This window comes from Microbulbifer sp. TB1203, from assembly GCF_030997045.1.
GTDB lineage: Bacteria > Pseudomonadota > Gammaproteobacteria > Pseudomonadales > Cellvibrionaceae > Microbulbifer.
Genome location: NZ_CP116899.1, coordinates 2,872,501 through 2,898,858, shown reverse-complemented (window position 1 = coordinate 2,898,858; position 26,358 = coordinate 2,872,501). Strand labels below are relative to the sequence as shown.

Annotated in this window: 18 protein-coding genes (1 of these 18 only partly in view); 14 read left to right on the top strand and 4 right to left on the bottom strand. The window is 59.6% G+C overall.

From position 1 onward, the window contains the following. Positions 1 to 3 precede the first annotated feature (3 nt). Genes PP263_RS12095 through PP263_RS12080 form a run of 4 tightly spaced genes read left to right on the top strand, consistent with a single transcriptional unit; the run spans position 4 to position 6,381 of the window. Positions 4 to 1,074, top strand: a complete 1,071-nt coding sequence (locus PP263_RS12095) for a PilW family protein (protein ID WP_308363764.1) — start codon at positions 4 to 6, stop codon at positions 1,072 to 1,074. Between the two features lie 20 nt (positions 1,075 to 1,094). Then, positions 1,095 to 1,631, top strand: coding sequence for a PilX N-terminal domain-containing pilus assembly protein (locus tag PP263_RS12090; RefSeq protein ID WP_308363763.1), 537 nt, complete (start codon positions 1,095 to 1,097; stop codon positions 1,629 to 1,631). A 19-nt stretch (positions 1,632 to 1,650) separates the two neighbouring features. Next, positions 1,651 to 5,937: a PilC/PilY family type IV pilus protein gene (locus tag PP263_RS12085; protein ID WP_308363762.1), complete on the top strand. Its 4,287-nt coding sequence runs from the start codon at positions 1,651 to 1,653 to the stop codon at positions 5,935 to 5,937. A gap of 12 nt (positions 5,938 to 5,949) precedes the next feature. Next, on the top strand, positions 5,950 to 6,381 hold the full coding sequence (locus PP263_RS12080) for a type IV pilin protein (RefSeq protein ID WP_308363761.1): 432 nt from the start codon (positions 5,950 to 5,952) through the stop codon (positions 6,379 to 6,381). A gap of 122 nt (positions 6,382 to 6,503) precedes the next feature. On the opposite strand, the gene PP263_RS12075 is transcribed toward PP263_RS12080, so the two are convergent. Together PP263_RS12075 and PP263_RS12070 are read right to left on the bottom strand one after the other, a co-directional pair. After that, complete coding sequence (locus PP263_RS12075; RefSeq protein ID WP_308363760.1) at positions 6,504 to 7,916, bottom strand: sigma-54 dependent transcriptional regulator; 1,413 nt, start codon at positions 7,914 to 7,916, stop codon at positions 6,504 to 6,506. A 46-nt stretch (positions 7,917 to 7,962) separates the two neighbouring features. Continuing rightward, positions 7,963 to 9,558 (bottom strand): ATP-binding protein, encoded by a 1,596-nt coding sequence (locus PP263_RS12070; RefSeq protein WP_308363759.1) that lies wholly within the window; start codon positions 9,556 to 9,558, stop codon positions 7,963 to 7,965. A gap of 117 nt (positions 9,559 to 9,675) precedes the next feature. Here PP263_RS12070 and PP263_RS12065 point away from each other — a divergent pair, with 117 nt between their 5' ends. Then, positions 9,676 to 11,301 (top strand): NAD+ synthase, encoded by a 1,626-nt coding sequence (locus PP263_RS12065; RefSeq protein WP_308363758.1) that lies wholly within the window; start codon positions 9,676 to 9,678, stop codon positions 11,299 to 11,301. A gap of 52 nt (positions 11,302 to 11,353) precedes the next feature. Here PP263_RS12065 and PP263_RS12060 read toward each other — a convergent pair whose 3' ends face one another. Next, positions 11,354 to 12,292, bottom strand: a complete 939-nt coding sequence (locus tag PP263_RS12060; protein WP_308363757.1) for an outer membrane protein assembly factor BamD — start codon at positions 12,290 to 12,292, stop codon at positions 11,354 to 11,356. A 127-nt stretch (positions 12,293 to 12,419) separates the two neighbouring features. On the opposite strand from PP263_RS12060, the gene rluD reads away from it, so the two are divergent. The 5 genes from rluD (at position 12,420) to PP263_RS12035 (ending at position 21,401) form a co-directional block, all read left to right on the top strand. After that, a complete protein-coding gene (gene rluD / locus PP263_RS12055; RefSeq protein WP_308363756.1) occupies positions 12,420 to 13,394 on the top strand; it encodes a 23S rRNA pseudouridine(1911/1915/1917) synthase RluD in 975 nt (324 codons plus the stop codon). Beyond that, on the top strand, positions 13,391 to 14,164 hold the full coding sequence (gene pgeF, locus PP263_RS12050) for a peptidoglycan editing factor PgeF (RefSeq protein WP_308363755.1): 774 nt from the start codon (positions 13,391 to 13,393) through the stop codon (positions 14,162 to 14,164). Before rluD ends, pgeF begins: the two co-directional genes overlap by 4 nt. Positions 14,165 to 14,263: 99 nt before the next feature. Beyond that, the gene (clpB, locus tag PP263_RS12045) at positions 14,264 to 16,867 is read left to right on the top strand and encodes an ATP-dependent chaperone ClpB (RefSeq protein WP_308363754.1); all 2,604 of its coding nucleotides are present in this window, start codon (positions 14,264 to 14,266) and stop codon (positions 16,865 to 16,867) included. A gap of 265 nt (positions 16,868 to 17,132) precedes the next feature. Then, positions 17,133 to 18,266, top strand: a complete 1,134-nt coding sequence (locus PP263_RS12040; protein ID WP_308363753.1) for an efflux RND transporter periplasmic adaptor subunit — start codon at positions 17,133 to 17,135, stop codon at positions 18,264 to 18,266. 69 nt (positions 18,267 to 18,335) lie between these two features. Then, a complete protein-coding gene (locus PP263_RS12035) occupies positions 18,336 to 21,401 on the top strand; it encodes an efflux RND transporter permease subunit (protein WP_308363751.1) in 3,066 nt (1,021 codons plus the stop codon). Between the two features lie 18 nt (positions 21,402 to 21,419). Here the strand turns inward: PP263_RS12035 and PP263_RS12030 are convergent, their stop codons facing one another. Continuing rightward, positions 21,420 to 21,896 carry a DUF4124 domain-containing protein gene (locus PP263_RS12030; RefSeq protein WP_308363750.1) on the bottom strand — a complete coding sequence of 159 codons (477 nt, stop codon included), beginning with the start codon at positions 21,894 to 21,896 and terminating at the stop codon, positions 21,420 to 21,422. Between the two features lie 456 nt (positions 21,897 to 22,352). On the opposite strand from PP263_RS12030, the gene PP263_RS12025 reads away from it, so the two are divergent. From PP263_RS12025 to pssA, 4 genes are all read left to right on the top strand, one after another. Further along, positions 22,353 to 24,089, top strand: a complete 1,737-nt coding sequence (locus PP263_RS12025) for an acetolactate synthase 3 large subunit (protein ID WP_308363749.1) — start codon at positions 22,353 to 22,355, stop codon at positions 24,087 to 24,089. 11 nt (positions 24,090 to 24,100) lie between these two features. After that, positions 24,101 to 24,592, top strand: coding sequence for an acetolactate synthase small subunit (gene ilvN, locus PP263_RS12020; protein ID WP_308363748.1), 492 nt, complete (start codon positions 24,101 to 24,103; stop codon positions 24,590 to 24,592). 27 nt (positions 24,593 to 24,619) lie between these two features. Then, positions 24,620 to 25,645 (top strand): ketol-acid reductoisomerase, encoded by a 1,026-nt coding sequence (ilvC, locus tag PP263_RS12015; RefSeq protein WP_308363747.1) that lies wholly within the window; start codon positions 24,620 to 24,622, stop codon positions 25,643 to 25,645. Positions 25,646 to 25,769: 124 nt separating this feature from the next. Then, positions 25,770 to 26,358: the 5' portion of a CDP-diacylglycerol--serine O-phosphatidyltransferase gene (gene pssA / locus PP263_RS12010; RefSeq protein WP_308363746.1), read on the top strand. 272 nt of this gene lie beyond the right edge of the window; only the first 589 of its 861 coding nucleotides appear in the window; it begins with the start codon at positions 25,770 to 25,772; the stop codon falls past the right edge of the window.

The following is a 26,358-nucleotide window of genomic DNA, read 5'->3' as shown; positions in this document are numbered from 1 at the left end:
GATATGCGCAAGCAACGGGGTGTATCGCTCGTAGAATTGATGGTGGCCATTACGATAGGCCTGATATTGATGACCGGCGTGGTGCAACTGTTCCTCTCCAGTCGCGCCACCTTCACCACCCAGCAGGCGATTTCTCGAGTGCAGGAAACCGGGCGCTTGGCCATGGAGTTTCTGGGGCAGGATATTCGCATGGCGGGATATATGGGGTGTATGAGTCGCAATCTGAATTATGAAAGCGCTCTTAAACCGACAACTTCTCCGGCTTTCGACTTTGGTGCGGCTATCGAGGGCATTGATGATTACCCCGACGCGCAGCAGACGGGCTATCCGGACGCGCTTGAAGGAACAGATATGGTTGTTGTCAGGAGTGCCAATGGCAGTGGGGTAGGCGTGATCAGCAACAATAACGGCGCACAGCTGAATGTGGATTATACCGGGAAGGTGGCGGATGCCTGCCGGGATTCTGGGGGTGGTACCAGCGATATGCTCAGCGGCCTGTGTGAAGAAGATATATTGGTTATTTCCAACTGCGCGAGAGCTATGGTATTTCAGGCTACGGAACTTCAGGAGACTGCTGGGGGGGGCGGCACTACTGCCAGTGTGAATGTGGTGCACGCCCAAAATACAGATAATCCAGGCAACGACTTTTCTTCCTGGGGTGGATCGTCTGGCGCCATGGTCAGATTTGGGCCAGAGTCAGAAGTGATCAAGATGACAACCACTTTTTACTACGTTGCCAATAACGGCGCGGACAGACCCTCTCTATATCAGAAAGTTGGGAACGCACCTGAGGAGGAACTTCTAACAGGCGTTGAAGATATGCAGATATTCTATGGGCTGGACTCTAACGATGATGGAGTGCCGAACAACTATGTCGATGCCGACAATGTGTCGGATTGGGAGCTTGTTCTGAGTGCGCGAGTGGAACTCCTGGTACAGAGCTCGGAAGATAATGTATTGGCTGAATCGCAGTCATACACATTCCCGACTGGCGCTGCCTCAACACCGGCGACTGATCGCCGTCTGCGACAGGTTTTTGTCAATACCATCGGCATTCGAAGCCGCCTGCCCTGAACGCGTAAGGAGTTTTAGGTATGAGTACACGAGCGAGATTATCTTCCCAGCGCGGCGCGACACTGTTGGTTGGGTTGATCATGCTGCTATTGATGACAGTTATAGCCCTTGCCGCCGTGCGCGGCAGTGGCATGCAGGAATTGATGGCGGGCAATATGCGAGATCGCAATCTGGCATTCCAGGCCGCGGAAGCGGGGCTGCGCGCAGGGGAGCAAGTGTTGAACGGTGCCGCCCTGCCGGGGTTCCAAAATGGCAGCACTACCACCGGCTATGTAAAGAATCTGACTGGAAGCCGAAGAACGGGCTTCTGGGATGGGTACGATTGGGCTAATAGGTCTGCCGCAACCAGCATGGGTCTGGGTCAGGTTGAGAGTCAGCCGGTTTTCGTGATCGAGGAAGTCACCAGCACTCTGGCCAGCAGCGGCGCCGATGGCGGTGCCGTTGATTGGTTGAACATACTTAAAACAGAAGATGTCGTCTACTACCGGATAACAAGCCGCGGTGTTGGTGGTACATCTAACTCTGAAGTGATAGTTCAATCCACTTATAAGCGCTAAAAAAACCAGGAATTCAATAATGTCTTTTCTAGCTTCCGGGAAAAAACTTTACACAAGCCTGATTGGCGCTCTGCTGGGGCTTGGTGTGGCGCACAGCGCCATGTCATTGGAATTGGCTCAAACCCCCCTGTTTCTGTCGCAGCCGGTGCGCCCGGTGGTCATGTTGAATATGTCCAATGATCACCAGTTGTACTTCAAGGCCTATGACGACTATTCCGATCTGACGAAAGATGGAGTGCCGGATACCACTTATGTGCATGGCCACAAGTATTACGGCTACTTCGATAGCGACAAATGTTATAAGTATCAGAATAATCGTTTCGAACCCAGTCGCAAAGTTAATGATCGGTATTGCAATGGCGGTGGCAATAGTGGCGAATGGAGCGGCAATTTCCTGAACTGGGCGACCATGACCCGCGTGGATGTGGTGCGCAAGATTTTGTATGGCGGTTATCGCTCGACCGACAGTGATAGCGCTACGGTATTGGAACGTGCTCTTTTGCCCAATGATGCCCATTCCTTTGCCAAATACTATGATGGGACAGACATTCCCATCCTGACTCCATTTTCCCGCCCTGATGGATTTGGCAACAAGAAGAATGACGGCCTAACGATATGCAATACCACGGAGGGGTCCGGGTTTTCTCAGAGTGTCGACACCAGTTCCCATCCCCCGCTGATGCGCGTGGCCCGCGGGAATTACTCTCTCTGGGCTAGCAATGAGCGCTGGCAGTGCCGTTGGGGGCTGGGCAGTAATGCCAATGATACTGCAAAGACTGAAATTAATGCCCATTCAAGCAGTCCTGTTTTTGACAGCGATAAGCTGGGGGCCGGCGATTACAATGTTCGGGTAAAGGCCTGCGCTTCCGGTCTGCTGGAAGAAAACTGCAGGAGTTACCCCAGCGGCAGCGTCAAGCCTGCCGGCTTGCTGCAGAAATACGGAGAGAACGGCGAAATCTATTTCGGTTTAATGACTGGTTCTTACAAGAAAAATACCTCCGGTGGGGTGTTGCGCAAAAATGTCGGCGATCTGACGGATGAGATCAATGTGGAAACCAACGGAACCTTTATTAGTAATGTCAATGGCATTCTGAGCACACTGAATCGCCTGCGCATTCATGGGTATGACTATAGCGATGGCTTATACGACCATGTGAATGAAAGTTGCCCGTTTGGCTTGACTGGCATTGAAGATGGTATATGTAGCAACTGGGGAAATCCCCAGTCGGAGATATACCTGGAGTCACTGCGTTACTTGGCAGGAAAGAGCCCCGCATACAGTGCTGACGATTCCCAGTATATTCCCGGTTTGAGTGAGGCCAGCTGGACTGCACCACTCAGCACGGAAAACTACTGTGCTCCGGTCAATGTGCTGCAATTTAACGCATCCACCAGTTCCTATGACGGTGATGCCTTGAACGGAGGTGATATTGGGGCGAATATAGATACTTGGACCAATAATGTCGGAACGGCAGAGCAGATCCACGGAAAACCCTACTTTGTAGGAGAAAGTGGTGGCGATAGTGATGATGAATTGTGTACTCCCAAGACGGTAACGGCCCTTTCTGATGTGCAAGGTACCTGTCCGGATGCTCCCCGTTTGAAAGGCACCTATGATATTGCCGGCTTGGCCTATTACGCCCGTAGCAACGATATCAATTCAACGCTGACTGGTGTACAGAAGGTGCGGACCTATGGGATTGCTTTGGCGTCGGCCACGCCGTCAGTCACCGTTAAGGTGCCAGGCGGCAGCGGTAAGGTAGTCAATATTCTGCCCGCATGCCAGAACAAAAAAACAGATAATGACGGAGTACGTGAAGGCAACTGCGCGATCGTTGATTTTAAAATAGTTCCACAGACCTCAGAGGCTGGGGTGAACTCCGGCAAGTTGTATATCAACTGGGAGGCCGCCGAGCAAGGGGGGGACTATGACTCCGATATGTGGGGGGTGCTGGATTACGACGTCAGTTCTTTGGGAGTCACTATCTCTACCACAGTGGTGGAGGGCTCCTCTAGCCGTCCTTTGGAATTCGGGTATGTGCTAAGTGGCACTCAAGATGATGGATACCATGCGCATTCCGGGATAAATAACGCTATTGATGGCATATCTTGCGTGGTTTTTCCCAATAATGCGTATTGTGGGCAAAACGATCTCAACCGGCACTATTACCCAATAGGAAGTTCGAGTGCATCCCAGTTGGAATCTCCCCTTTACTATGCCGCAAAGTGGGGCGGATACGGAGAGAAAGAAAATGGGCAGGAGCCTAGCGAAAGTGAAATCCAGGCCGGAGACCCGGAAACCTATTTCTATGCCATAGACCCCGCGGAACTGGAAACGAAGCTGGCGGCGGCCTTGGACAAAGTTGCGTCCGATCTGGGTTCCGCCTCCGCGGTAGCCACCAACTCCACCCGCCTGGGTACAGATACCTATATCTATCAGGCGCTGTTCGATAGTGCCGACTGGAGCGGTGAGATCAAGGCGATTCAATTGCATAAGGATGGCTCCCTTGCGACCACGGCTTTCTGGAGCACCCGGAATAACAATATTTTCCCCTCGCACGATCTACGCACTATTTATACCTATAGCGATGGCGATGGCGATGGTATCAAGGACTTTGCCAGCTTCCAGTGGGACAACCTGAGTGTGGCGGACCAGGCGCTGCTTTCGGATGATGATGGTGAGGCAATTGGTCAGGATCGCCTCAATTGGGTGCGAGGACAAAATGTAGCCGGCATGCGCGAGCGATCCACTCTACTGGGGGATATCGTCAACTCCAACCCCGCTTATGCGGGCCGCAGGGACTATCACTTCGATCGGTTGCCGGATGGTCTGGGCGGAGATGAAATTTCTATTGAGGAAGGTGGGGTTACTACCACCGTGGGCCGCTATACCCATTACTACAACACTCACAAGAAAAACCGCCAGGAAGTGCTCTATGTCGGCGCCAACGACGGCATGTTGCACGCCTTCAATGCGAATACCGGTGCGGAACTTTTTGCTTATATTCCATCGGTAGCCATTGAAAAGCTCAAGAATATGACCCTGCCCAATTATGGCGCGCCTTCTTCAAACCCCCACAAGTACAGTGTGGATGGGAAAATCTTTGTTGGAGACGCCTACTTTACCCACAACAGTGTGACCAAGTGGCGCAATGTGTTGGTGGGTACCTACGGCGCGGGTGCCAAGGGGCTGTTTGCCCTGGATGTGACCGACCCGGGAAGCCCCGATCTGCTGTTTGAATTGAATGGGGATGACCATGATGATATCGGCAATATTATGGGACAGCCCCAGATAGCGCCGGTGGATGGTAAGTGGCAGATTGTGATTGGCAACGGTTATAACTCCGCTAATGGTCAAGCCAAGCTGATCATGGTGGATTTGAATAATCCGAGCCCGGCTAATATTCTAGCTGTTGCTACCAATGGTTCCGGCTCCAATGGCCTCGCTGGCCCCTCACTGATGGTCAATAGTGATGCAGAGGTGACTGCCGCCTATGCGGGAGACCTACTGGGCAATATGTGGAAGTTTGATAAGGCCAATAATGGCGATTGGCAAGTGGCTTATCGAGCAGGAGGTATGAATAACGGAGATCCAGTTCCGCTTTTCAAGGCGGAAGATGGCAATGGTAATGCCCAGCCGATTACTGCCGCGCCGACACTGGGGCTCAACACGAAACTGAATGGGGCCACCATGGTTTATTTCGGCACCGGCAGTTATATCGCAGGTAGCGACAATCAGGCGGGAGATGTTATCCAGAGCGTTTACACCATTGCGGATACCGGGTCGCCCATAGAGGACAGCAACCTTGAGGACGATGTCTCTGCGCGGGACGCTTATCTACTGGAAAAGGTCATTACCGAAACCAATGGCACGCGCGCGGTTTCCAACAATGCCACTGAGTGGTGGAGCACCGAGGGCGGTGCCACCGCCAAGCGTGGCTGGTATATGGATCTGTTGCCCCAGGGTGTGGCGACGCCCACCGGCGAGCGAGTGATCAGCAAACCGCTGTTGCTGTATGATCGCCTTCTTTTCCCGACATTGATTACCTCCAGCAACGCCTGCGCCTTCGGTGGCAGCGGTTGGGAAATGGAGCTGGTTGCCGTTGGGGACCAGTACAGCGGCCATTCCATCTATGGCGAGGGAGGTACCGCATCGGATTACGCAATTATCGGTTACTCGGAGGTGATCCGGGCCGGGGAGAAGGTATACCGGCCTGCCAGTGACATCAAGGGGAACCTCGAAGCTCCACCAGGCGACAAGCCGAAGGGAGTCGATGGCCGCATGTCCTGGCGCCAGTTGAAATAAATTGAGGTGATTATGAAATACACTAGAAAAGAATCCGGCTTTACCCTGATCGAACTGATGATCGTGGTGGCGATCATCGGCATTATTTCGGCGATCGCCTATCCGTCTTACATGGAGTCGGTAAGGAAGAGCAATCGCTCGGATGCCAAGGCGACCCTGAATGACTATGCGCAGCGTCTACAGCGCTGTTTCACCGCCTACAGCGCCTATAACCATGCCAGCTGCGGTGTTGCTGGGCTGATAACAGACGGGGATGCGACTACCTCAACTTCGCCAGAAGGGTTTTACTCTGTTTCTGGAGTTTTAACAGCTACTACCTATACTCTCACTGCTACCCCGGTAGCGGGCACCCCCCAGGCGAATGATGCCAAGTGCACCACTTTTACCCTGAACCAAGCTGGTGTCAGGGCTGCCACCGGCTCGGATTCAGGTAATTGCTGGTAGCCGTGCAGGAGCCGGGTTGTGATTGCCATGGATGGCGGAAATAAAGATTTTGCAGGAGCAAATACCGCGGAGCCTCCTTCTTGTTCGCCTGCAAGCAGGCTCCTACAGCTGGGCTCTTCTGGCTACTCCAATCCCAACTTCTTCAACCGATACCGCAACGAACGAAAACTAATCCCCAGCTTCTGCGCCGCGGCCGTCCTGTTCCAGCGGGTCTCCGCCAGCGCTTCTTCGATCGCACTCCGCTCGATATTTTGCAGAAACTCGTCCAGAGACCGGTAGTGGCTTGGGTCGAACTGACCCGGGTAGAGTTCCATGGTGGTAGAATGTTGTGGAATCGCCTCTGCGACGGAGTCTTCCGGCGTCGGCAGGGGAATGGGCTCCCGATCCAGCAACAGGTCCTCCGCGCGAATAATCCGCTGGTCGCTGAGGGTGAAGGCCCGCTCCAGGGTGTTTTCCAACTGGCGCACATTGCCGGGAAATGGGTAGTTTTTCAGCGCGTCCAGCGCTTCAATGGACAGCTGCGGCGGGGTGACGCCGGCATTATCAGCGATGCGTTGCATGATGGTTTCGGCGAGCAGCGGAATATCCCCGGTTCGCTCGCGCAGCGGCGGTACGGAGATTTCAATTACATTGATCCGGTAGTAGAGATCGCTGCGAAAACGGCCCTCCGCAACTTCCCTGGCCAGATCCTTGTGGGTCGCGCTTAGAATTCGCACGTCGATGGGAATTTCCTGGCTGGCCCCTACGGGGCGGATGCTTTTTTCCTGGATGGCGCGCAGCAGTTTGACCTGCATGTCCAGCGGCAGGTCCGCCACTTCATCCAGGAACAGAGTGCCGCCGGTGGCGCTCTGGAAGAGGCCGGGTTTGTCTTTGTGGGCTCCGGTAAAACTGCCTTTCTTGTGGCCGAAGAACTCGCTTTCCATCAGTTCCGCGGGAATGGCCCCGCAGTTGATGGGAAGGAAGGGTTGCTCGGCGCGGGCGCCCTGGGCGTGGATGGCGCGGGCCACCAGTTCCTTGCCGGAGCCGGACTCCCCACTGATGTAGACGGGTGCATCGCTGCGGGCCACCTTGGCGATCTGCCGGCACAGGCGCTGCATATTGTCCGATTCACCGAGCAATAGTTGTGCGGAGTCGCTTTCCTGCAGTGGCTGGGGGATTTTGCGCCCGACACGCAGTGCCAGCTGTACCAGGCCGCGCAGGCGCTCCAGGTCTACCGGCTTGCTGACAAAATCGAAGGCGCCCATTTTCAGCGCCCGGATGGCCAACTCCATATTGCCGTGGGCGGTAATGACGGCAATCGGCAATTCGCCATCTCCCTCCTGTATATGCCGAACCAGTTGCAGGCCATTGCCATCCGGCAGGCGCATATCCGTGAGGCAGAAATCATAGTTGTTGTCGCGCAGCAATTGCTGCGCATCGGCGAGCGTTGCGGCGGTGTGGCAGTGCACATCCATGCGCCGCAGGGTCAGGGTCAGCAGTTCGCAGATATCCGGCTCGTCGTCGACGACCAGTGCCAGCGGTTGGCGGTTTGCCATGGATACAGGTTCTTATTGTTGCTTCTTGTTGCTTTCGAAGTTCGGGTCAGAAAACTCTGTTCGAATGAGCGAATTCTACCCTGAAGCAGCTTTTGTTGTCTGCGTTGCGGCAGTAAAACAGGTTTGCCTGGTTCGCTTCGCAGAGTTCGCGGGCGATGTACAGGCCCAGGCCGCTGCCGCTTTGCCCGGTGGTGAAAAAAGGTTCAAAAATTTTGTCCCGATGTTCCGGCAGTACACCATTGCCGCTGTCGATCACGTCCAGTACGGCGCAGTCCGTACTTTTTTGGTAGTAGGCGGTGAGTTCCACTTCGCGCCGGCCCACACCCGCATGGGAGTGGTGAAGGGCGTTGTTGCACAGGTTAGTGACCACTTGGGCGAGTTGTTGTGGGTCAAAGCGCGCGGTTACCGGCTGTGCCGGGCATTGCAGCTTGATGCTGGCGTCGCTCGGCGCGCCGGCGCGGAAGTCGGTGATAAACTGTTCCAGCCACTCTCCCAGGTCCTGTAGCTGTGGCGCGGCGGCGCGGCGGCGGGACAGCTGCATGACATTTTCCACAATCTGGTTCACCCGCTGGCTGTGGCGGCAGATAATTTGCGTCAGGTGCTTGTCTTCGTCGCTGAGCGTCGTCGATTCCGAGAGCAGTTGTGCGGCGTGGCTGATGGCGCCGAGGGGGTTGCGCACTTCGTGGGCGATAGAGCCGGTGAGGTGCCCGAGGGAAGCCAGCTTCAATTGTTGAGCCGCCTGGGTGAGTTTGCGGTTATCCTCGATAAATACCAGGGTACTGTCGCCGTGGTCGCGGCGCAGGTTGGCGAAGCTGAGCCGCAGTTCACTGCCATTTGCCATTGTGAGCAGTACGCTGCTGACAGCCGGGTTGCGGCGCCATTCGCGTATGGCCTGCTGGAGCTCCGCCTGGCGACTGCCACCGGGCTGCAGCTGTTCGCCGAGCAACTGGCGCGCGGCGCGATTGATCAGCTCAGCCCTGTCGGCGATGTCCATCACCAGCACCCCGGTGCGCATGCGCTCGATGATCTGCTGCGCCAGGCGCTGGAGGTGCGCTGCCTGGCGGCTCTGTTGGTCGGCGCGCAAGGTAGCGGAGCGGATTCGCCCGGACAGGTACTGCAGGGCGCTGACGGTGGCGAACAGCAGTATGCCGAGGCTGCCGGCGGAGACGATATCCTGGGTCGCCGAGTGCCCCGCCAGCAATCCGTACAGCTGTTGCCCGATCACCGCGATACTGGCCACCGCGGCGAAGAAGGCGCCCATGCGCCGGTCCAGGAGCATGGAGCCAACCGAGCAGGTGATCAGCAGCAGGTAGCCTAGGCCGGAATTGAGGCCGCCGCTGGCCTGTATCAACAGCAGGAAGACGAGGATATCGCAACCCAGGATCAGGCCGACCTGTCCGGCCTCGACGCGGTAGGCGAGGCGGTGCAGGTGCAGCAGCCAGCCGAAGTTGAGCGCGGCGTAGGCGATGGCGGTGTTGAGGTAGAGTGCCGGTGCATCGGCGCCCACGGCGCCCTTGCCGATGTCCGAGGCGAAGATGCCCAGCAGTATCAGGGCGATGGCCACGCGGTAAAAGGCGTAGACCCGCAACAGTTCGTGGTGCTGGAAACTGAGTCCGCTGGTGGCCGGCGCCGCACTGTTCAAGGTGTTGTTCTCAAGGCGCAGTTCTCAATGCATTGTTTCTCGTTGTTTTACCCGTCAGTACTGTCGTACCCCGACGCAGCCATTACAATAACCGCCTCACTGGTCCGAGGTCCGAAGATGTCTACTTTGCAGCTAGTGCTGGCACAAATCAATTCTCTGGTGGGGGATATCCCCGGCAACACCGCGCAGGTGGTGGAAGTGGCGCGGCGCGCGCACCGGGAGTACGGCGCCGACCTGGTGCTGTTCCCCGAACTGACCCTGTGCGGCTACCCGCCGGAAGACCTGTTGCTGAGGCCCAGTATGTACCGGCGTATCGACAGCGCCCTGGCCCAGCTGCTGGCGGCGGAGTTGCCCTGCGCGGTTCTGGTGGGCTATCCGCGCGCGATCGACGGCGCCGTATTCAATATGGCGGGCCTGATCGAGAACGGCGAGCTGGTGGCCGAATACGCCAAGCAGAAGCTGCCCAACTACCAGGTGTTCGACGAGATGCGCTACTTCGTGCCCGGCGACGGGCCCTGTGTGGTGGATATCAAGGGAATCCCTACCGCGATCACCATCTGCGAGGACCTCTGGCGCCCGGAGCCGATGGAGCAGGCCGCCGCCGCCGGCGCCAAACTGATGCTCAATATCAACGCCTCGCCCTTTCACCGGGGCAAGATCCGGGAGCGCCTGCAACTGATGGGGGAGCGGGCGCGGTCCGGAAGGATGCCGGTGGTGTACTCGCACTGGTACGGTGGCCAGGACGAACTGGTATTTGACGGCGCCTCCTTCGCCGTGGACGCCCGCGGCGAGCTCCGCGCGCGCGCGCCGGAGTTCGTCGAGAACCTGCTGCCGGTCACCGTCGAATGGAATGGCGGCGAGGCCACCCTGCGGGGAGAGATAGCGCCGGCGCTGGAGGACCTGGCCTCGGTCTACCAGGCCCTGGTGCTGGGGGTGCGCGACTATGTGAACAAGAACGGTTTCAACGGCGTGGTGCTGGGGTTGTCCGGTGGCATCGACTCGGCGCTGACCCTGGCCATCGCCGTGGACGCCCTGGGCGCGGAGCGGGTGGAGGCGGTGATGATGCCGTTCCGCTACACCTCGGACCTGAGTAAGAACGACGCCGCCGACCAGGCGCAGAGGCTCGGTATCCGCTACCGGGTGATCAGTATCGAAGCCATTTTCGACGCCTATATGCAGGCGCTGGCGGAGGAGTTTGCCGGCAGCCCGCGGGACACCACCGAGGAGAACCTCCAGGCCCGCGCCCGCGGTATGCTCCTTATGGCGATCTCCAACAAGAAGGGCGCCATGGTACTCACCACCGGCAACAAGAGCGAGCTCGCGGTGGGCTACGCCACTCTCTACGGCGATATGGTAGGCGGCTACAACGCGCTCAAGGATGTGCCCAAGACACTGGTCTTCGAACTGGCCCGCTACCGCAACACCATTTCCGAAGTGATCCCGGAGACAGTGATCACCCGTCCGCCGAGCGCGGAGCTGGCGCCGGATCAGGTGGACTCGGACAGCCTGCCACCCTACGACCAACTCGATCAGATCCTCAACCTGTACATCGAGCGCGATTGCAGCGCCGAGGACATCATCGCCCGAGGCTTCGAGCGCCAGACAGTGGAGCGGGTGGTGCGGTTGGTGGACCGCAACGAATACAAACGCCGTCAGGCGGCGGTGGGGGTGCGCATCTCCGAGCGAGGCTTCGGGCGCGACCGGCGCTACCCGATCACCAACGGCTGGAAGGCGGGGGAATAGGAGTGGTTGGTGGTCAGTGAGTTCTCTCCACTGACCACCAACCACTGATCACTTACATCAGCTCCGGCGGCAGTGGTGCCTCTTCCTCGCGGCGGTACTCGGGGTTGTAGCGCTCGCGGGTGTCGAAGCCGCGCGGATCGGACTTCTCGAACAGCCCCAGGGTCAGGCGGTGCGCCAGGCTGCGGCCGCTGGCTCCCTTGTAGTAGTTGTAATTGAAGCTGCCGTCACTGCGGAAAGCGGGGTAATTGGGGTAGTTGGTGCGCAGCACGGCGAGGGCGTTGGCCTCCAGTTCCGGCATTTCCAGCATGTGATAGCCCTGCACCATCACCGCGAGCGCATCCGGTATCGCCGGGGTCTGCTGGAAGTTCTCCACCACGTATCGGCCGCGGTTGGCGGCCGCCAGGTAGGCGCCGCGCTTGAAGTAGTAGTTGGCCACGTGGATCTCGTAGCGGGCCAGCAGGTTGCGCAGGTGCGTCATGCGCTTCTGCGCATCCGGCGCGTAGCGGCTGTCGGGGTAGCGGGCCATCAACTGGGCGAAATAGGCAAAGGACTCACGCGCCGAGCCGGGGTCGCGGCTGGTCATATCCGTGGGCAGGAAACGCTCGAACAGCCCGGTGCCCTCGGTAAAGGAGGCTAGGCCCTTCATATAATAGGCGTAGTCCACATTGCGGTGCTGGGGATGCAGGCGGATAAAGCGGTCCGCCGAGGCGATGGCAGCGTCGTTCTGGTTGTTGCGGTAGTAGGCGTAGATCAGCTCCAGCTGCGCCTGTTCGGCGTAGCTGCCGAAGGGGAAGTTGTCCTCCAGCGCGCGCAGGTTCTTGATCGCCAGGTCCCACTGGCTGGATCTCAGCTGGCGTTGTGCCGCCTCGTAAAAGGCCTGTTCGGTGCGGCTGCCGGTGGGCAGACCCTTCTCGTCTTCCTCATCGGTGCTGGCGCAGGCGACCAGAATCGCGGACAGTACAACAAACCACAGTGTTTTCCAGGCCTGCATAGCCCCTCGCTCTATCATTATTACGCTCTACCTTATTGCCCGCTACCTGATTACACTGGCCGCCATTATAGGCAACCAAATCGGCGGCCCGCCATTTAACCACAGTCGCGGAGCTGCCCAAAGTATCATGACCGACCGACTCGCACTGGATATCGAAGTACCCGCGCACTTGGCCGGACATAGGTTGGACCAGGCCGCGGCCGAATTAATTCCCGACTATTCCCGCGCCCGCCTGCAATCCTGGATCAAGGGGGGGCAGCTGACCGTGGACGGCCGCACGGCCAGGCCCAGAGACAAGCTGTTTGGTGGCGAGCAACTGCGGCTGAACGCCGAACTGGAGGCCCGCGGCGAGTGGCTGGCCCAGCACATCGACCTGAATATTGCCTACGAGGACGACAGCCTGCTGGTTATCGACAAGCCGCCGGGACTCGTGGTTCACCCCGCTGCAGGCAATCCGGACGGCACCCTGCTGAACGGCCTGCTGCACCACTGCCCCCAACTGGAGACAGTGCCGCGGGCCGGCATAGTGCACCGGCTGGACAAGGATACCAGCGGCCTGATGGTGGTGGCCAAGACCCTGCCGGCGCAGACCGCATTGGTGGCCCAGCTCAAGGCGCGCACTGTCAGCCGCCAGTACGACGCCATCGCCCAGGGTGTGGTCACCGGCGGCGGCACCGTGGACGCGCCCATCGGGCGACACCGCCAGAACCGGCTGAAGATGGCGGTTCTGGAGCTTGGCGGCAAGGAAGCGATTACTCACTACCGGGTGCAGGAGCGCTTCCGCGCCCACACGCTGCTGCGCTGCAGGCTGGAGACCGGCCGCACCCATCAGATCCGAGTGCATATGGCGCATATCCGCCACCCGCTGGTGGGCGACCCGCTGTACGGTGGCCGCGTCAAGCTGCCGCCGGAAGCTTCGCCCGAGCTGGTGGAGGCGCTGCAGCAGTTCCCGCGCCAGGCGCTGCACGCGGCGGAGCTGGCGCTGCAGCACCCCAAAACCGGTGGGGAACTGCACTGGCGGGCCCCCATGCCGGCGGATATGCTGCGGCTGCTTGAACTGCTGCGCGCCGATTCAGAGGACGGGGGGCCAGAAGTCAGATGACAGATAACGCAGGTCACTACCTGTTCCCCGATTGGCCTGCGCCGAAGAATGTGCGGGCCGCGACCACCTTGCGCTCCGGCGGGCAGAGTGTCGGCGCCTACGCATCCTTCAACCTGGGGGCACACGTGGGCGACGACGCCGAGGCGGTGGCCGCCAATCGCGCCCAACTGCGCCGCGAGCTCGGATTGCCTGCGGCCCCCCAGTGGCTGGAACAGATTCACGGCGACAGGGCCGTCGAGGCGCGGGCCGACGGCCTGGTGCGCACCGCCGACGCCAGTTTTGCCCGCGCCCCGGGTGCCGTCTGCGCCGTGCTCACCGCGGACTGCCTGCCGCTGCTGCTGTGCGACAAATCCGGCACCCGCGTAGCCGCGGTGCACGCCGGTTGGCGCGGGCTGGCCGGCGGCGTCGTGCGCAGCGCCCTGGAGGCATTGGACTGCGCGCCGGAAGAACTGCTGGCCTGGCTGGGCCCGGCGATTGGTCCCGACGCCTTCGAAACCGGTGTCGATGTGCTGGAGGCGTTTTTTGAAAGTGCGCTGGACAGCAGGCACGCCGAAGCCGTGGCCGGATGTTTCCGCCCGCATCCGCAAAAGCCGTTGCATTTCCGCGCCGACATCTATGCTCTCGCCCGCGCCGAGCTGGAACGGTTGGGGGTCAGCGAAATCTACGGCGGCGAATTCTGTACGGTTAATGACCCCGAACGCTTTTATTCGTACCGCCGCGACAAGATCACCGGGCGGATGGCGTCACTGATCTGGATCAATGACCATTGATCATTGTTGCTTGATCATTGAAAACCTCCTTTCAGGCCGCACATTGCTGACTAGACTGATTGGCAATGTCGCCGAATAAATCGAGGGAGGTTTGCAACTGTGCGTATCGATCGAATGACCAACCCGCTGCAGGCCGCGATTGCCGATGCGCAATCCCTTGCCGTGGGCCGCGATCACAACCAGATCTATCCGGAACACCTGTTGCAGGCACTGCTCGATCAGTCCGGCGGCAGTGTGCCCGCATTTCTCTCCCAGGCGGGGTTCAATCTCAACAGCCTGCGTAACGACCTGGCGAAGCGGCTCGACAGCCTCCCCACCGTTGGCTCGCCGACCGGCGATGTGGGCATGTCTCAGGAACTGGCGCGGCTTTTCAATTTGGCGGATAAAAAAGCCCAGCAAAACGGCGACACCTTTATCGCCAGCGAGACGGTACTGCTGGCGGCCTTCGATCCCGCCGCCGGGGAGATTTCCAAAATCCTCAACGCCAACGGCGACGTAAAACAACTGCAGGCCGCGGTGGATAAAATCCGCGGCGGGGAAAAGGTCGACGACCCCGGCGCCGAAGACGCGCGCCAGGCGCTGGACAAGTACACCCTGGATCTGACCGAGCGCGCGGTGGCGGGAAAACTGGACCCGGTAATCGGCCGGGACGACGAAATTCGCCGCACCATCCAGGTGTTGCAGCGGCGCACCAAAAACAACCCGGTACTGATCGGCGAACCGGGTGTGGGCAAGACCGCCATCGCCGAGGGCCTGGCGCAACGCATTGTCAACGGTGAAGTGCCGGAGGGGCTGAAAGACAAAAGACTTCTATCGCTGGATCTGGCCGCGCTGGTCGCTGGGGCGAAATTCCGCGGCGAATTCGAGGAACGCCTGAAGGCAGTGCTCAACGAACTGGCCAAACAGGAAGGCCGCATCATTTTATTTATCGACGAATTGCACAATGTGGTCGGCGCCGGCAAAGCGGAGGGATCCATGGATGCGGGCAATATGCTCAAACCCGCACTGGCCCGCGGCGAGCTGCACTGTGTGGGCGCCACCACCCTGGACGAATACCGTAAATATATCGAGAAGGACGCGGCCCTGGAGCGGCGCTTCCAGAAAGTGCTGATCGACGAGCCCACCGAAGAAGACACCATCGCCATCCTGCGTGGACTGAAAGAGCGCTACGAGGTGCACCATGGGGTGGATATCACCGACTCGGCCATTATTGCCGCGACCAAGCTATCCCAGCGCTATATCACCGATCGCCAGTTGCCGGACAAGGCCATCGACCTGATCGACGAGGCCGCCAGCCGCATCCGCATGGAGATCGATTCCAAACCGGAGTCCATGGACAAACTGGAGCGCCGCCTGATCCAGCTCAAGATCGAGCGCGAGGCGGTGAAAAAAGACAAGGACGACGAGGCCGCGCAGAAGCGCCTGGAAAAACTCGAGAAGGATATCCACCAGGTGGAGAAGGAATATTCCGACCTGGAAGAGGTATGGAAGGCGGAAAAAGCCCAACTGGCCGGCAGCCACGACATCAAGAACAAACTGGAGCAGGCCAAGCTGGATATGGAGGCCGCCCGTCGCGCCGGCGATCTCACGCGCATGTCCGAATTGCAGTACGGTGTGATCCCGCAACTGGAGCAGCAGCTCGAGGCCGCCGCCAGTGTTGAGAGCAGCGAGGAGCCGCGCCTGCTGCGCAACCGCGTCACCGACGAAGAAGTGGCGGAAGTGGTGTCTCGCTGGACCGGTATTCCAGTATCGAAAATGCTCGAAGGCGAGCGGGAAAAACTGTTGCGTATGGAGGACGCTCTGCACAAGCGGGTGATCGGCCAGGACGAGGCGGTACAGGCGGTGTCCAATGCGGTGCGCCGCTCCCGCGCCGGCCTCTCCGATCCCAACCGTCCCAACGGTTCCTTCCTGTTTCTCGGTCCCACCGGCGTGGGCAAGACGGAGCTGTGCAAGGCGCTGGCGGAATTCCTGTTCGACACGGTGGACGCCATGGTGCGCGTGGATATGTCCGAGTTTATGGAGAAGCACTCGGTGGCCCGCCTGATCGGCGCGCCCCCCGGCTATGTGGGTTACGAGGAGGGCGGCTATCTCACCGAGGCGGTGCGGCGGAAACCCTACTCGGTGATCCTGCTGGACGAAGTGGAAAAGGCCCACCCGGAAGTGTTCAACATCCTGCTGCAGGTACTTGAAGACGGCCGCCTTACCGACGGGCAGGGGCGCACGGTGGATTTCCGCAATTCCGTGGTGGTGATGACCTCCAACCTGGGATCGGACCTGATCCAGAAATACGCCAGCAGCAAGGACGACGACGAACTGGACAGCGAGATTCACTACCGGCAGATGAAGGGCGCGGTGATGGAGGTGGTGGGCGAACACTTCCGCCCCGAATTTATCAACCGTATCGACGAGGTGGTGGTCTTCCATCCCCTGGCAAAAAACCAGGTGCGCGCCATCGCCGAAATACAACTGGACCAGTTGCGCAAGCGCCTGGCGGATCGCGATTTAAAACTGGAAGTGACGGAACCCCTGCTGAACAAGTTGGCCGAGGTGGGCTTCGATCCGGTATACGGCGCACGCCCACTCAAGCGCGCCATCCAGATGTGGCTGGAGAATCCCCTGGCCCAGGAAATACTGGCCGGCAAATTTGCCGCCGGCGATACGATTCACGCCGATGTCGAAGGCGACAAGGCGGTCTTCCGCTGACGGGTGCCTGTCCACCCCTGTAGGAGCGGCCCATGGCCGCGATCGGTCTCAGCCAATAGCGCAGATCAATCGCGGCCATGGGCCGCTCCTACAGACAAATTCTCTCCCCATCTTCAGTCACACATATTCCCAACCAAAAACCTACGCCAGGCCGAGTGCAACTCCGCGGCAGAACGCAGGCGCAAATAGCCATTTGTTCATAAACTGAATTTTGCTGTCGGCGTCGCTGGCGGATTCCGGAGTCGCGATTCGGTGGAATGGCTCAGTGTCTAACAGGGTTTTGAACAAACGCATGCTGTTGATGCTGCTGGGTAGCGCGCTGCTGTTCGGCGGTATTTTTGCCTTCAAGATATTCGGCAACTATATGATGAACAGGGCCTTCGACACCATGCCGCAGCCGCCGGCCACTGTGACCTCCACCGCCGCGGAGATACAGATCTGGCGGGAGAGTCTTTCGGCGGTAGGCACAATGCGCGCGGTCAACGGCGTCGATGTCACCACCGAGGCCCAGGGAGTGGTCCGCGCCATCCACTTCAAATCCGGCCAGACCGTGAATAAAGGCGAACTGCTGCTGGAGCTGTCCGCGGAGCCGGAAAAGGCCCAGTTACAAGTTCTACAGGCGGAACTGCGTCTGGCACGGCGCAACCACCAGCGCACCAGTATCCTGCGCGAAAGGGGCGTTACCACCGAGGCGGAGCTGGACCAAACACTGAGTACCCTGGAACAGGTGCAGGCCAACATTGAGGTGCAGCGCGCCACCGTGAACGAACGCCGCGTCACCGCGCCCTTTAGTGGGAAGCTGGGTATACGGCTGGTGGATCTGGGGCAGAACGTGGACCCGGGGCAGGCAGTGGTTTCCCTGGAGCAGCTGGACCCCATCTATGTGGATTTTTTCCTTCCGGAAAGATACTTCTCCCGGGTCGCGCCACAGCAGTCGGTAAAGCTGACCTCAGACGCCTATCCCAAGAGAATTTTTCAGGGACGCATCACGGCCATTGCCGCGCGGGTGGATAGCGACAGCCGCAATTTCCAGGTGCAGGCCACTCTGCGCAACCCCGAACAGAAGCTGCGCCCGGGGATGTTTGCCGAAGTATCGGTAGAGCTGCCGACACAGCGGCGCGTAGTGGTAGTACCGCGCACCGCTCTCAGCTTTGCCCCCTATGGCGATGCGGTATTCGTGCTGCAAAGAAGTAAAGAGGGAGACGGCCTCGTTGCGCAGAAGCGCGTGGTCAAGACCGGCGAAGAGCGCGGCGACCTGGTGGAGATAGTGCAGGGCTTGCGCGAGGGCGAACAGGTGGCCACCAGCGGACTGCTCAAGTTGCGCAACGGCAGTCCGGTGAACATCGACAACGCGAACAAACCGCCGGCGGAGACCAATCCGCAGCCGGAGAACAGTTAGGCCCTCTCCCCCAACCCCTCTCCCTTTGGGGAGAGGGGCCGGGGGAGAGGGGGAACCTAGGAGCCGCGATTGAACTTCACGGAAATCTTTATCCGCAGACCGGTACTCGCCTCAGTGGTGAGCCTGTTTATTTTCCTGCTCGGCCTGCGCGCCCTCACCGAGCTGAATGTGCGCCAGTATCCGGAACTGGAAAATGCCGTAATCACCGTCACCACCGTTTATGTAGGCGCCGACGCGGACCTGGTGCAGGGTTTTATCACCACCCCGCTGGAACAGGAGATCGCCACCGCCGACGGCATCGATTATATGGTGTCCACCAGTGTGCGGGGGGTGTCCATCATCCAGGCCTATGTGCGCTTTGACTATGACTCCAACGAAGTGCTCACCCAGGTGGTGGCCAAGGTCAACCGGCTGCGCAGCGAAATGCCCGAAGAGTCGGAGGACTCCTCCATCGATATGGCGGTGGGACAGAGCACCGCGGCCATGTATCTGTCCTTCTCTTCCGAAATTCTCGACAACAACCAGATCACCGACTACCTGACCCGGGTGGTGCAGCCCAAGCTGTCCACCATTGCCGGGGTGCAGCGCGCAGAGATTCTCGGCAGCCGCACCTTCGCCATGCGCATCTGGCTGAAGCCGGCGGAGATGGCCGCGCTGGAAGTTACTCCTGGGGACGTGAGCGAGGCGCTGGTGCGCAACAATGTGCTGGCCGCGGTGGGCGCCACCAAGGGCATGCGGGTGGCCATTGATATTCGCGCCGATACCGATATCTCCTCGGCGGAGGATTTCCGCAAATTGGTGGTGCGCGCCGACGGCGATCAGTTGGTGCAACTCGGTGATGTGGCGGAGGTGGAATTGGGGGCGGAATCCTACGATACCTCGGTCACCTTCAACGGCAGTTCTGCCACCTTTATCGGCGTTCGGGTCGCCCCGGATGCCAATGCGCTGGAGGTGATCAAACAGGTGCGGGAAAAACTTGAGGACGAGATATTCCCGCAGCTTCCCGAGGGCATGATCGGCGAGATTCCCTATGACAGCACCGAATATATCCAGGACTCCATCAACGAGGTGGTGAAAACCATCGTAGAGGCAGTGCTGATCGTGATTCTGGTGATCTACCTGTTTCTCGGCTCAGTGCGCAGTGTAGTGATCCCGGCCATTGCGGTGCCGCTATCGCTGGTGGGCGCGCTTTTCCTGATGTTGCTGATGGGCTTTTCCATCAATCTGTTGACGCTGCTGGCGATGGTGCTGGCGATCGGCATAGTGGTGGACGATGCCATCATTGTGCTGGAGAACGTGCACCGGCATATCGAGGATGGCATGTCGCCGATGGAAGCGTCGATTGTAGGCGCGCGCGAACTCGCTTGGCCGGTAGTGGCGATGACCACTACCCTGATCGCGGTGTACCTACCGATCGGTTTTCTCGGCGGCCTTACCGGCACACTCTTCACCGAATTCGCCTTTTCGCTGGCCGGCGCGGTGCTGCTGTCCGGCGTGGTCGCCCTGACCCTGTCGCCGATGATGGCGTCGAGGATACTGCGCCCCCACGACGGCAACGGCGGCACGCGGTTGGAAATCTGGCTGGAGCGCCGGTTTCACCGCTTGCAGCGGGGCTATCGCAACAGCTTGCATTCCGCCTTGGACGACCGCCTGGTGATACTGGTGTTCGGGGTCATAGTACTGTCCAGTTGCTATTTTCTTTTTGTCACTTCCCCCCGGGAACTGGAGCCGCAGGAGGACCGCGGCCTGGTCCTGACCCTATCCACCGCCGATCCCTACGCGACCCTGGACTACGTGGAACAGTACACCCGCGAGCTGAACGAAATTGCCGAGCGCCTCAGCGAGGTGGAGAATATTTTTCTGCTGAATGGCGTCGGTGGCAGCGGCGATTCCAGCAATAGCGCCATCGCTGGTTTCGTGCTGGAGTCCTGGAACAAGCGCGACAGGGATACGACCCAGATGCAGGAAATTATCAGTGGCGAAGTGGCGCAGATAGCGGGATTGAAAGTGGCCGCCTTCGTGCCGCCGAGCCTGCCCACCGCCGGCGGCACACTACCGGTGGAATTCGTGGTCGGCGCCACCGAGCCGGTGGAAAACCTGGTCGCCTTTGCCGACGAAATCATGGAGCGGGCGCGGGCCAGCAAAAAATTTATCTTTATGGACTCCGACCTGCAACTGGACAAGCCCAGGCTGTCAGTGGTCATAAACCGGGACAAGGCCGCCGCCATGGGTATCACCATGGTGGATATCGGTCGCGAACTGGGTGCGATGATGTCCGGCAACTATACGAATCGTTTTTCCCTCGACAACCGCAGCTACAAGGTGATTCCCCAGGTGGTGCGCAGGGAGCGCCTCACCGCGGATCAGCTGAAACAATACTATATCCGTAGCGGCAGCGATGAACTGGTGCCCCTGTCGACTCTGGTGAGACTGCGTGAATCGGTGGAGCCGCGGCAACTCAAGCACTTCCAGCAACTGAACGCAGTGACCATCTCCGGCGTGCCGCGCCCGGGTGTGACGCTGGGAGAGGCACTGGACATTATCGAGAGCGCTGCCGCGGAAATACTGCCGTCGGGTTATTCCATTGATTACTCCGGCCAGTCGCGCCAGTACAAGACCGAGGGCTCCAAACTGGTGGTGACTTTTTTCTTCGCACTGGTTGTCATTTATTTGGTGCTCGCCGCCCAGTTTGAGTCCTGGCGCGATCCGCTGATCATGCTGGTGACGGTGCCCATGAGCGTGTGCGGGGCGATGATCTTCGTCAGTCTTGGCCTCACCACCCTGAATATCTACACTCAGGTGGGACTGGTGACATTGATCGGGGTGATCTCCAAGCACGGCATCTTGGTAGTGGAATTCGCCAACAAACTGCAGGAAGAGGGGCGCTCCAAGCGCGAAGCGATCGAAGAGGCCGCCAGCATCCGCCTGCGCCCAATTCTGATGACCACCGCCTCGCTGGTACTGGCCATGGTGCCGCTGCTGATCGCCGCCGGCCCCGGAGGCGGCGCGCGCTTCGCGATGGGGCTGGTAGTGGCCACGGGAATGACCATCGGCACTCTGTTCACCCTGTTTGTGGTGCCGGCGATGTATCTCTACCTGGGTACGGATTATCACAGGCCCGCGCAGCCGGCGTAGGGGGCGGGTTTTATCCGGTCAGCAATTCTCGCGAATCGTCTGCTGCGCCCGCGCGATGCGCTCCTGGCGCTCCTCCTCACCCAGTACCCGCAGGTTGCCGCTGGCATCCACCTCGCGTACTCGGCTGTGGGTCTGCAGTTCCTGCAGGTTGCCGCGCGCCTGCTGGCAGCGCTGGGCGCGTATCGCGAGTTCCGCGGGGGAGGGGCCGGCCTGCTTTTGGGGTTCCGGCTTGGTCTCGGCTTTTGCCGCGGGCTGCTTTTCGGCTTCGGCCTTTTGCTCTTTCGCTCGCTGCTGCGCCATCAATGCCTGTTGCTCTGACTCCCACTGCTTGTAGCGGTCTGACTTGGGCTTCTTGACCACTTCCACTTGCTCTTTCTGCGGTGGCGGTTGCGAACCGAAATGCACCACCCCATTCTCGTCTTCCCACTTGTAGATGCCGTCCGCCTGGGCGGCCATTGCCAGGCCGGTGATCAAAGCTGCGAGAGCGATGCGCATGGGTTGCCTCTTTATATTGTCAGTTGTCGCACGCCATTGTACCGGCCTGCGGGGCCATTCCCACAACCGCTTTAACACTTTGTGCCATCTCTTGTTGACAGGCCGGCCTCAGTTTGCAGAATCAGTCCCTCTCTCGGCGAGTAGATATCACCGCACACCCCGTGGACTCTGTTTTCTACCTCCCAGCGGGTTAAGCCCCCGCCCCCGTCGAGATGGTCTCCCCCCACCCCTGGAGGCCTGCGAGCCCGCCCCGGCCCCTCGTCGCCGGCCGTGCGGCTTGCGCGCACATTCCGTACCAACAAAGCTATCCTAAAAGTTGGGCAAAAATTGTGCTTTAGGCTGATATTCGTCACCATTTTCCTTTACAATCGCCGTTTGACTTTCTCGTCGTCCGGCGCTTTTCCGGCTTTTGGATGATGAATATCCTATGAAACAGGAAATTTGAAGGGGGCTTCAGTGGAATTACTCTCCGGCGGCGATATGTTGGTTCGCGCGCTGCAGGATGAAGGGGTGGAATTGATTTTCGGCTACCCAGGGGGTGCGGCGTTGCATATCTACGACGCCATCTTCCGCCAGAAGGGAATCAAGCACATTCTGGTACGTCACGAGCAGGGGGCCACCCATGCTGCGGACGGTTATGCCCGCTCCACCGGCAAGGCCGGCGTGGTGCTGGTGACTTCCGGCCCCGGCGCCACCAATGCGATCACCGGTATCGCCACCGCCTATATGGACTCCATTCCCATGGTGGTGGTCTCAGGCCAGGTGGCCAGCGACAAGATCGGTGAGGACGCCTTCCAGGAGACGGACATGGTGGGCTGTTCGCGGCCGATCGTGAAGCACAGCTTCCTGGTCAAGAGCGCCGAGGAGATCCCCGAGATCGTCAGGAAAGCCTTCTATATCGCCACCACTGGCCGCCCCGGCCCGGTGGTGATCGATGTGCCCAAGGACGTCACCAATCCCGCGGACCGCTTCCCCTACCGCTATCCGGAAAAGCTGCGCATGCGTTCCTACACGCCGGCGGGCAAGGGGCACAGCGGCCAGATCCGCAAGGCGATGGCACTGCTGCTGTCCGCCAGGCGCCCGGTGATCTACGCCGGTGGCGGTGTGGTGCAGGGCGACGGTGCGGAGCTGTTGACCGAGCTGGCACAGCGGTTGAACTATCCGGTGACCAATACCCTGATGGGGCTCGGTGCCTATCCCGGCAGCGACAAACGCTTTCTGGGCATGCTGGGGATGCACGGCACCTTCGAGGCCAATACCGCCATGCACCACGCGGATGTGATCCTGGCGGTGGGAGCGCGCTTCGACGATCGGGTGACCAACACTCCGGCCAAGTTCTGTCCCGGGGCCAAGATCATCCATGTCGACGTGGACCCGGCATCCATCTCCAAGACCATCGTCGCCGACGTTCCCATCGTCGGCACCGTGCAGTCGGTGCTGGGCGAACTGCTGGAAATGCTCAAGGCGTCCGAGGAGCAGCCGGACCAGTCGGCGATCGTCGACTGGTGGCGGCAGATCGACGATTGGCGCGAGCGCCACGGCATCTACACGGCGTCGCGCTACCGTACCGACGGCGACATGATCATGCCCCAGGAGGCGATCAAGGCGATGTACGAGGTCACCGGAGGGGACGCCTTCGTGACCTCCGACGTGGGCCAGCACCAGATGTTCGCTGCCCAGTACTACCTGTTCGACAAGCCGCGCCGCTGGATCAACTCCGGCGGCCTGGGCACCATGGGTTTTGGCCTGCCCGCGGCGCTGGGGGTGAAAATCGCCCACCCGGACCAGGATGTGGTGTGCGTGACCGGTGAAGGCAGTATCCAGATGTGTATCCAGGAATTGTCCACCGCCACCCAATACCACCTGCCAGTGAAAATCCTGTGCCTCAACAACCAGGCCCTCGGTATGGTCAAGCAGTGGCAGGAGATGCAGTACGAGGGGCGCTTGTCCCACAGCGTCTACGAAGAGTCGCTGCCGGATTTCGTCAAGCTCGCCGAGGCCTACGGTCACCTGGGTATGAAGATCGAGCGCCGTGACGAGTTGCACGACAAAATGCGCGAGGCTTTCGCCATCAAGGACCGCACTGTGTTTATCGACGTCTACGTCGATCCGTCCGAGCATGTGTATCCCATGCAGGTGATGCCCAATGGTTCCATGCGGGATATGTGGTTGAGCAAAACGGAGCGGACGTAAGGTAGGCAAAGATGCGCAGAATTATTTCAGTCCTGATGGAAAACGAACCCGGGGCCCTCTCCCGCGTGGTGGGCCTTTTCTCCCAGCGCGGCTACAACATCGAGAGCCTCACTGTGGCGCCGACGGAAGACGAAACCCTGTCACGTCTGACGCTGGTAACCATTGGTGACGATCACAAGATCGAGCAGGTCACCAAGAACCTGAACAAGCTGATTGATGTGATAAAGCTGGTGGATCTCACCGAGGGCGCGCATATCGAGCGCGAACTTCTGTTGGTGAAAGTGCGCGCTACCGGTGCCCAGCGCGACGAGGTGAAACGCAGCGTGGATATTTTCCGCGGCCAGATAGTGGATGTCACCAGCAATATGTACACGGTGCAGGTTTCCGGCACCAGTGAAAAACTGGACGCCTTTCTGCAGGCGCTGGGCGAACATACCATTATGGAAGTGGTCCGTTCCGGTGTGTCCGGCATCGCCCGCGGTGAAAAGGTTCTAAGTGTTTAACTTTGATTTGAGATAGGAAGTGCTTTTATGCAAGTTTATTACGACAAAGATTGCGATTTGTCTTTGATCCAACAGAAAACCGTGGCCATCATCGGCTACGGTTCCCAGGGCCACGCCCACGCCAACAACCTGAAAGATTCCGGCGTTAAAAATGTGGTGGTCGGCCTGCGCGCGGGTTCCAGCTCCTGGCAGAAAGCGGAAAAGGCTGGACTGCGCGTGGCGGAAGTGGCGGACGCGGTCCGGGATGCCGACGTGGTGATGATCCTCGCCCCGGACGAGCACCAGGCGGTAATCTACCGGGAACAGGTGGCTCCCAACCTCAAATCCGGTGCCGTGTTGGGCTTCGCTCACGGTTTTAACGTGCACTTTGAGCTGATCGAACCGCCGAAGGATGTGGACGTGATCATGGTCGCCCCCAAGGGGCCCGGGCACACTGTGCGCTCCACCTACCTGGAAGGCGGCGGCGTACCCACACTGATCGCGATTTACCAGAACGCCTCCGGCAAGGCCAAAGAGCTGGCGCTGTCCTACGCCTCCGCCAACGGCGGCGGTCGTTCCGGTATTATCGAAACCAATTTCCGCGAGGAGACTGAGACCGACCTGTTCGGCGAGCAGGCGGTGCTCTGTGGCGGTATGTCCGCACTGGTGATGGCCGGCTTCGAGACCCTGGTGGAAGCGGGTTACGCGCCGGAAATGGCCTACTTCGAGTGCCTGCACGAACTGAAGCTGATCGTCGACCTGATGTACCAGGGCGGCATTGCGGATATGCGCTATTCTATTTCCAATACCGCCGAGTATGGCGACTACGTCACCGGTCCGCGTATCGTCACCGACGAGACCAAAGAGGAAATGCGCCGGGTGTTGAAGGACATCCAGACCGGCAAGTTCGCCAAGGACTTTATCCTCGAATCCCAGGCCGGCCAGCCGCGCCTCAAGGCAGAGCGCCGTATCAGCGGCGAGCACCAGATCGAACAGGTGGGCGCCAAGTTGCGTGCGATGATGCCCTGGATCGAGGCCAACAAGATCATCGACAAGACCGAGAGCAGCAGCTGACAAAGCTGGGTGGCAGGTTGAAAAGCGGCGGGGAGACCCGCCGCTTTTGTTTGTGTGGGTGTATATGCGCACCGCTGCCAATCGCTGTACACTCGCCGCCTGCAAATGCACTATTGGAGCCGATATGAGCGACAAAGGGGAAGAGAGGAAGGTAGCAGGTGCTGAGGTAAGCGGCGACGCCGAAGAGAGCCGCCTGCCGATCGATGAGCATATCGAGGAAGAGGTTTCCGCCAGCGGTAAAAAGGTCCGCGCCCGCGGCGTCTACCTGCTGCCAAACCTGATCACTACCGGCGCCCTGTTCAGCGGCTTCTACGCCATAGTGGCCGGTATGAACGGCAACTTCGAAGCTGCCGCCATCGCCATCTTCGTGGCCATGATCCTGGACGGCCTGGACGGCCGCGTCGCCCGTCTGACCGATACCCAGAGCGCCTTTGGCGTACAGTATGACTCCCTGTCGGACATGGTTTCCTTCGGCCTGGCGCCGGCGCTGGTCGTGTTCAGCTGGGCGCTCGGCCACCTGGGCAAGCTTGGATGGGCCGCGGCCTTCCTCTATGTGGCCTGTGCCGCGTTGCGGCTGGCCCGATTCAATACCCAAGTGGGCACCGTGGACAAGAATGTCTTTATCGGCCTCGCCAGCCCCACTGCTGCGGCCATTGTCGCCAGCATGGTATGGGCGGGTCACGATACAGATGTGGGAATGGGGCTCGCCGTGG

What these genes read in the sequence shown, in the direction of transcription:
- PP263_RS12095 (WP_308363764.1), top strand. Translation starts at nt 4, where the DNA reads ATGCGCAAGCAACGGGGTGTATCGCTCGTAGAATTGATGGTGGCCATT.
- PP263_RS12090 (WP_308363763.1), top strand. Translation starts at nt 1,095, where the DNA reads ATGAGTACACGAGCGAGATTATCTTCCCAGCGCGGCGCGACACTGTTG.
- PP263_RS12085 (WP_308363762.1), top strand. Translation starts at nt 1,651, where the DNA reads ATGTCTTTTCTAGCTTCCGGGAAAAAACTTTACACAAGCCTGATTGGC.
- PP263_RS12080 (WP_308363761.1), top strand. Translation starts at nt 5,950, where the DNA reads ATGAAATACACTAGAAAAGAATCCGGCTTTACCCTGATCGAACTGATG.
- PP263_RS12075 (WP_308363760.1), bottom strand. Translation starts at nt 7,916, where the DNA reads ATGGCAAACCGCCAACCGCTGGCACTGGTCGTCGACGACGAGCCGGAT.
- PP263_RS12065 (WP_308363758.1), top strand. Translation starts at nt 9,676, where the DNA reads ATGTCTACTTTGCAGCTAGTGCTGGCACAAATCAATTCTCTGGTGGGG.
- PP263_RS12060 (WP_308363757.1), bottom strand. Translation starts at nt 12,292, where the DNA reads ATGCAGGCCTGGAAAACACTGTGGTTTGTTGTACTGTCCGCGATTCTG.
- rluD (WP_308363756.1), top strand. Translation starts at nt 12,420, where the DNA reads ATGACCGACCGACTCGCACTGGATATCGAAGTACCCGCGCACTTGGCC.
- pgeF (WP_308363755.1), top strand. Translation starts at nt 13,391, where the DNA reads ATGACAGATAACGCAGGTCACTACCTGTTCCCCGATTGGCCTGCGCCG.
- PP263_RS12030 (WP_308363750.1), bottom strand. Translation starts at nt 21,896, where the DNA reads ATGCGCATCGCTCTCGCAGCTTTGATCACCGGCCTGGCAATGGCCGCC.
- ilvN (WP_308363748.1), top strand. Translation starts at nt 24,101, where the DNA reads ATGCGCAGAATTATTTCAGTCCTGATGGAAAACGAACCCGGGGCCCTC.
- ilvC (WP_308363747.1), top strand. Translation starts at nt 24,620, where the DNA reads ATGCAAGTTTATTACGACAAAGATTGCGATTTGTCTTTGATCCAACAG.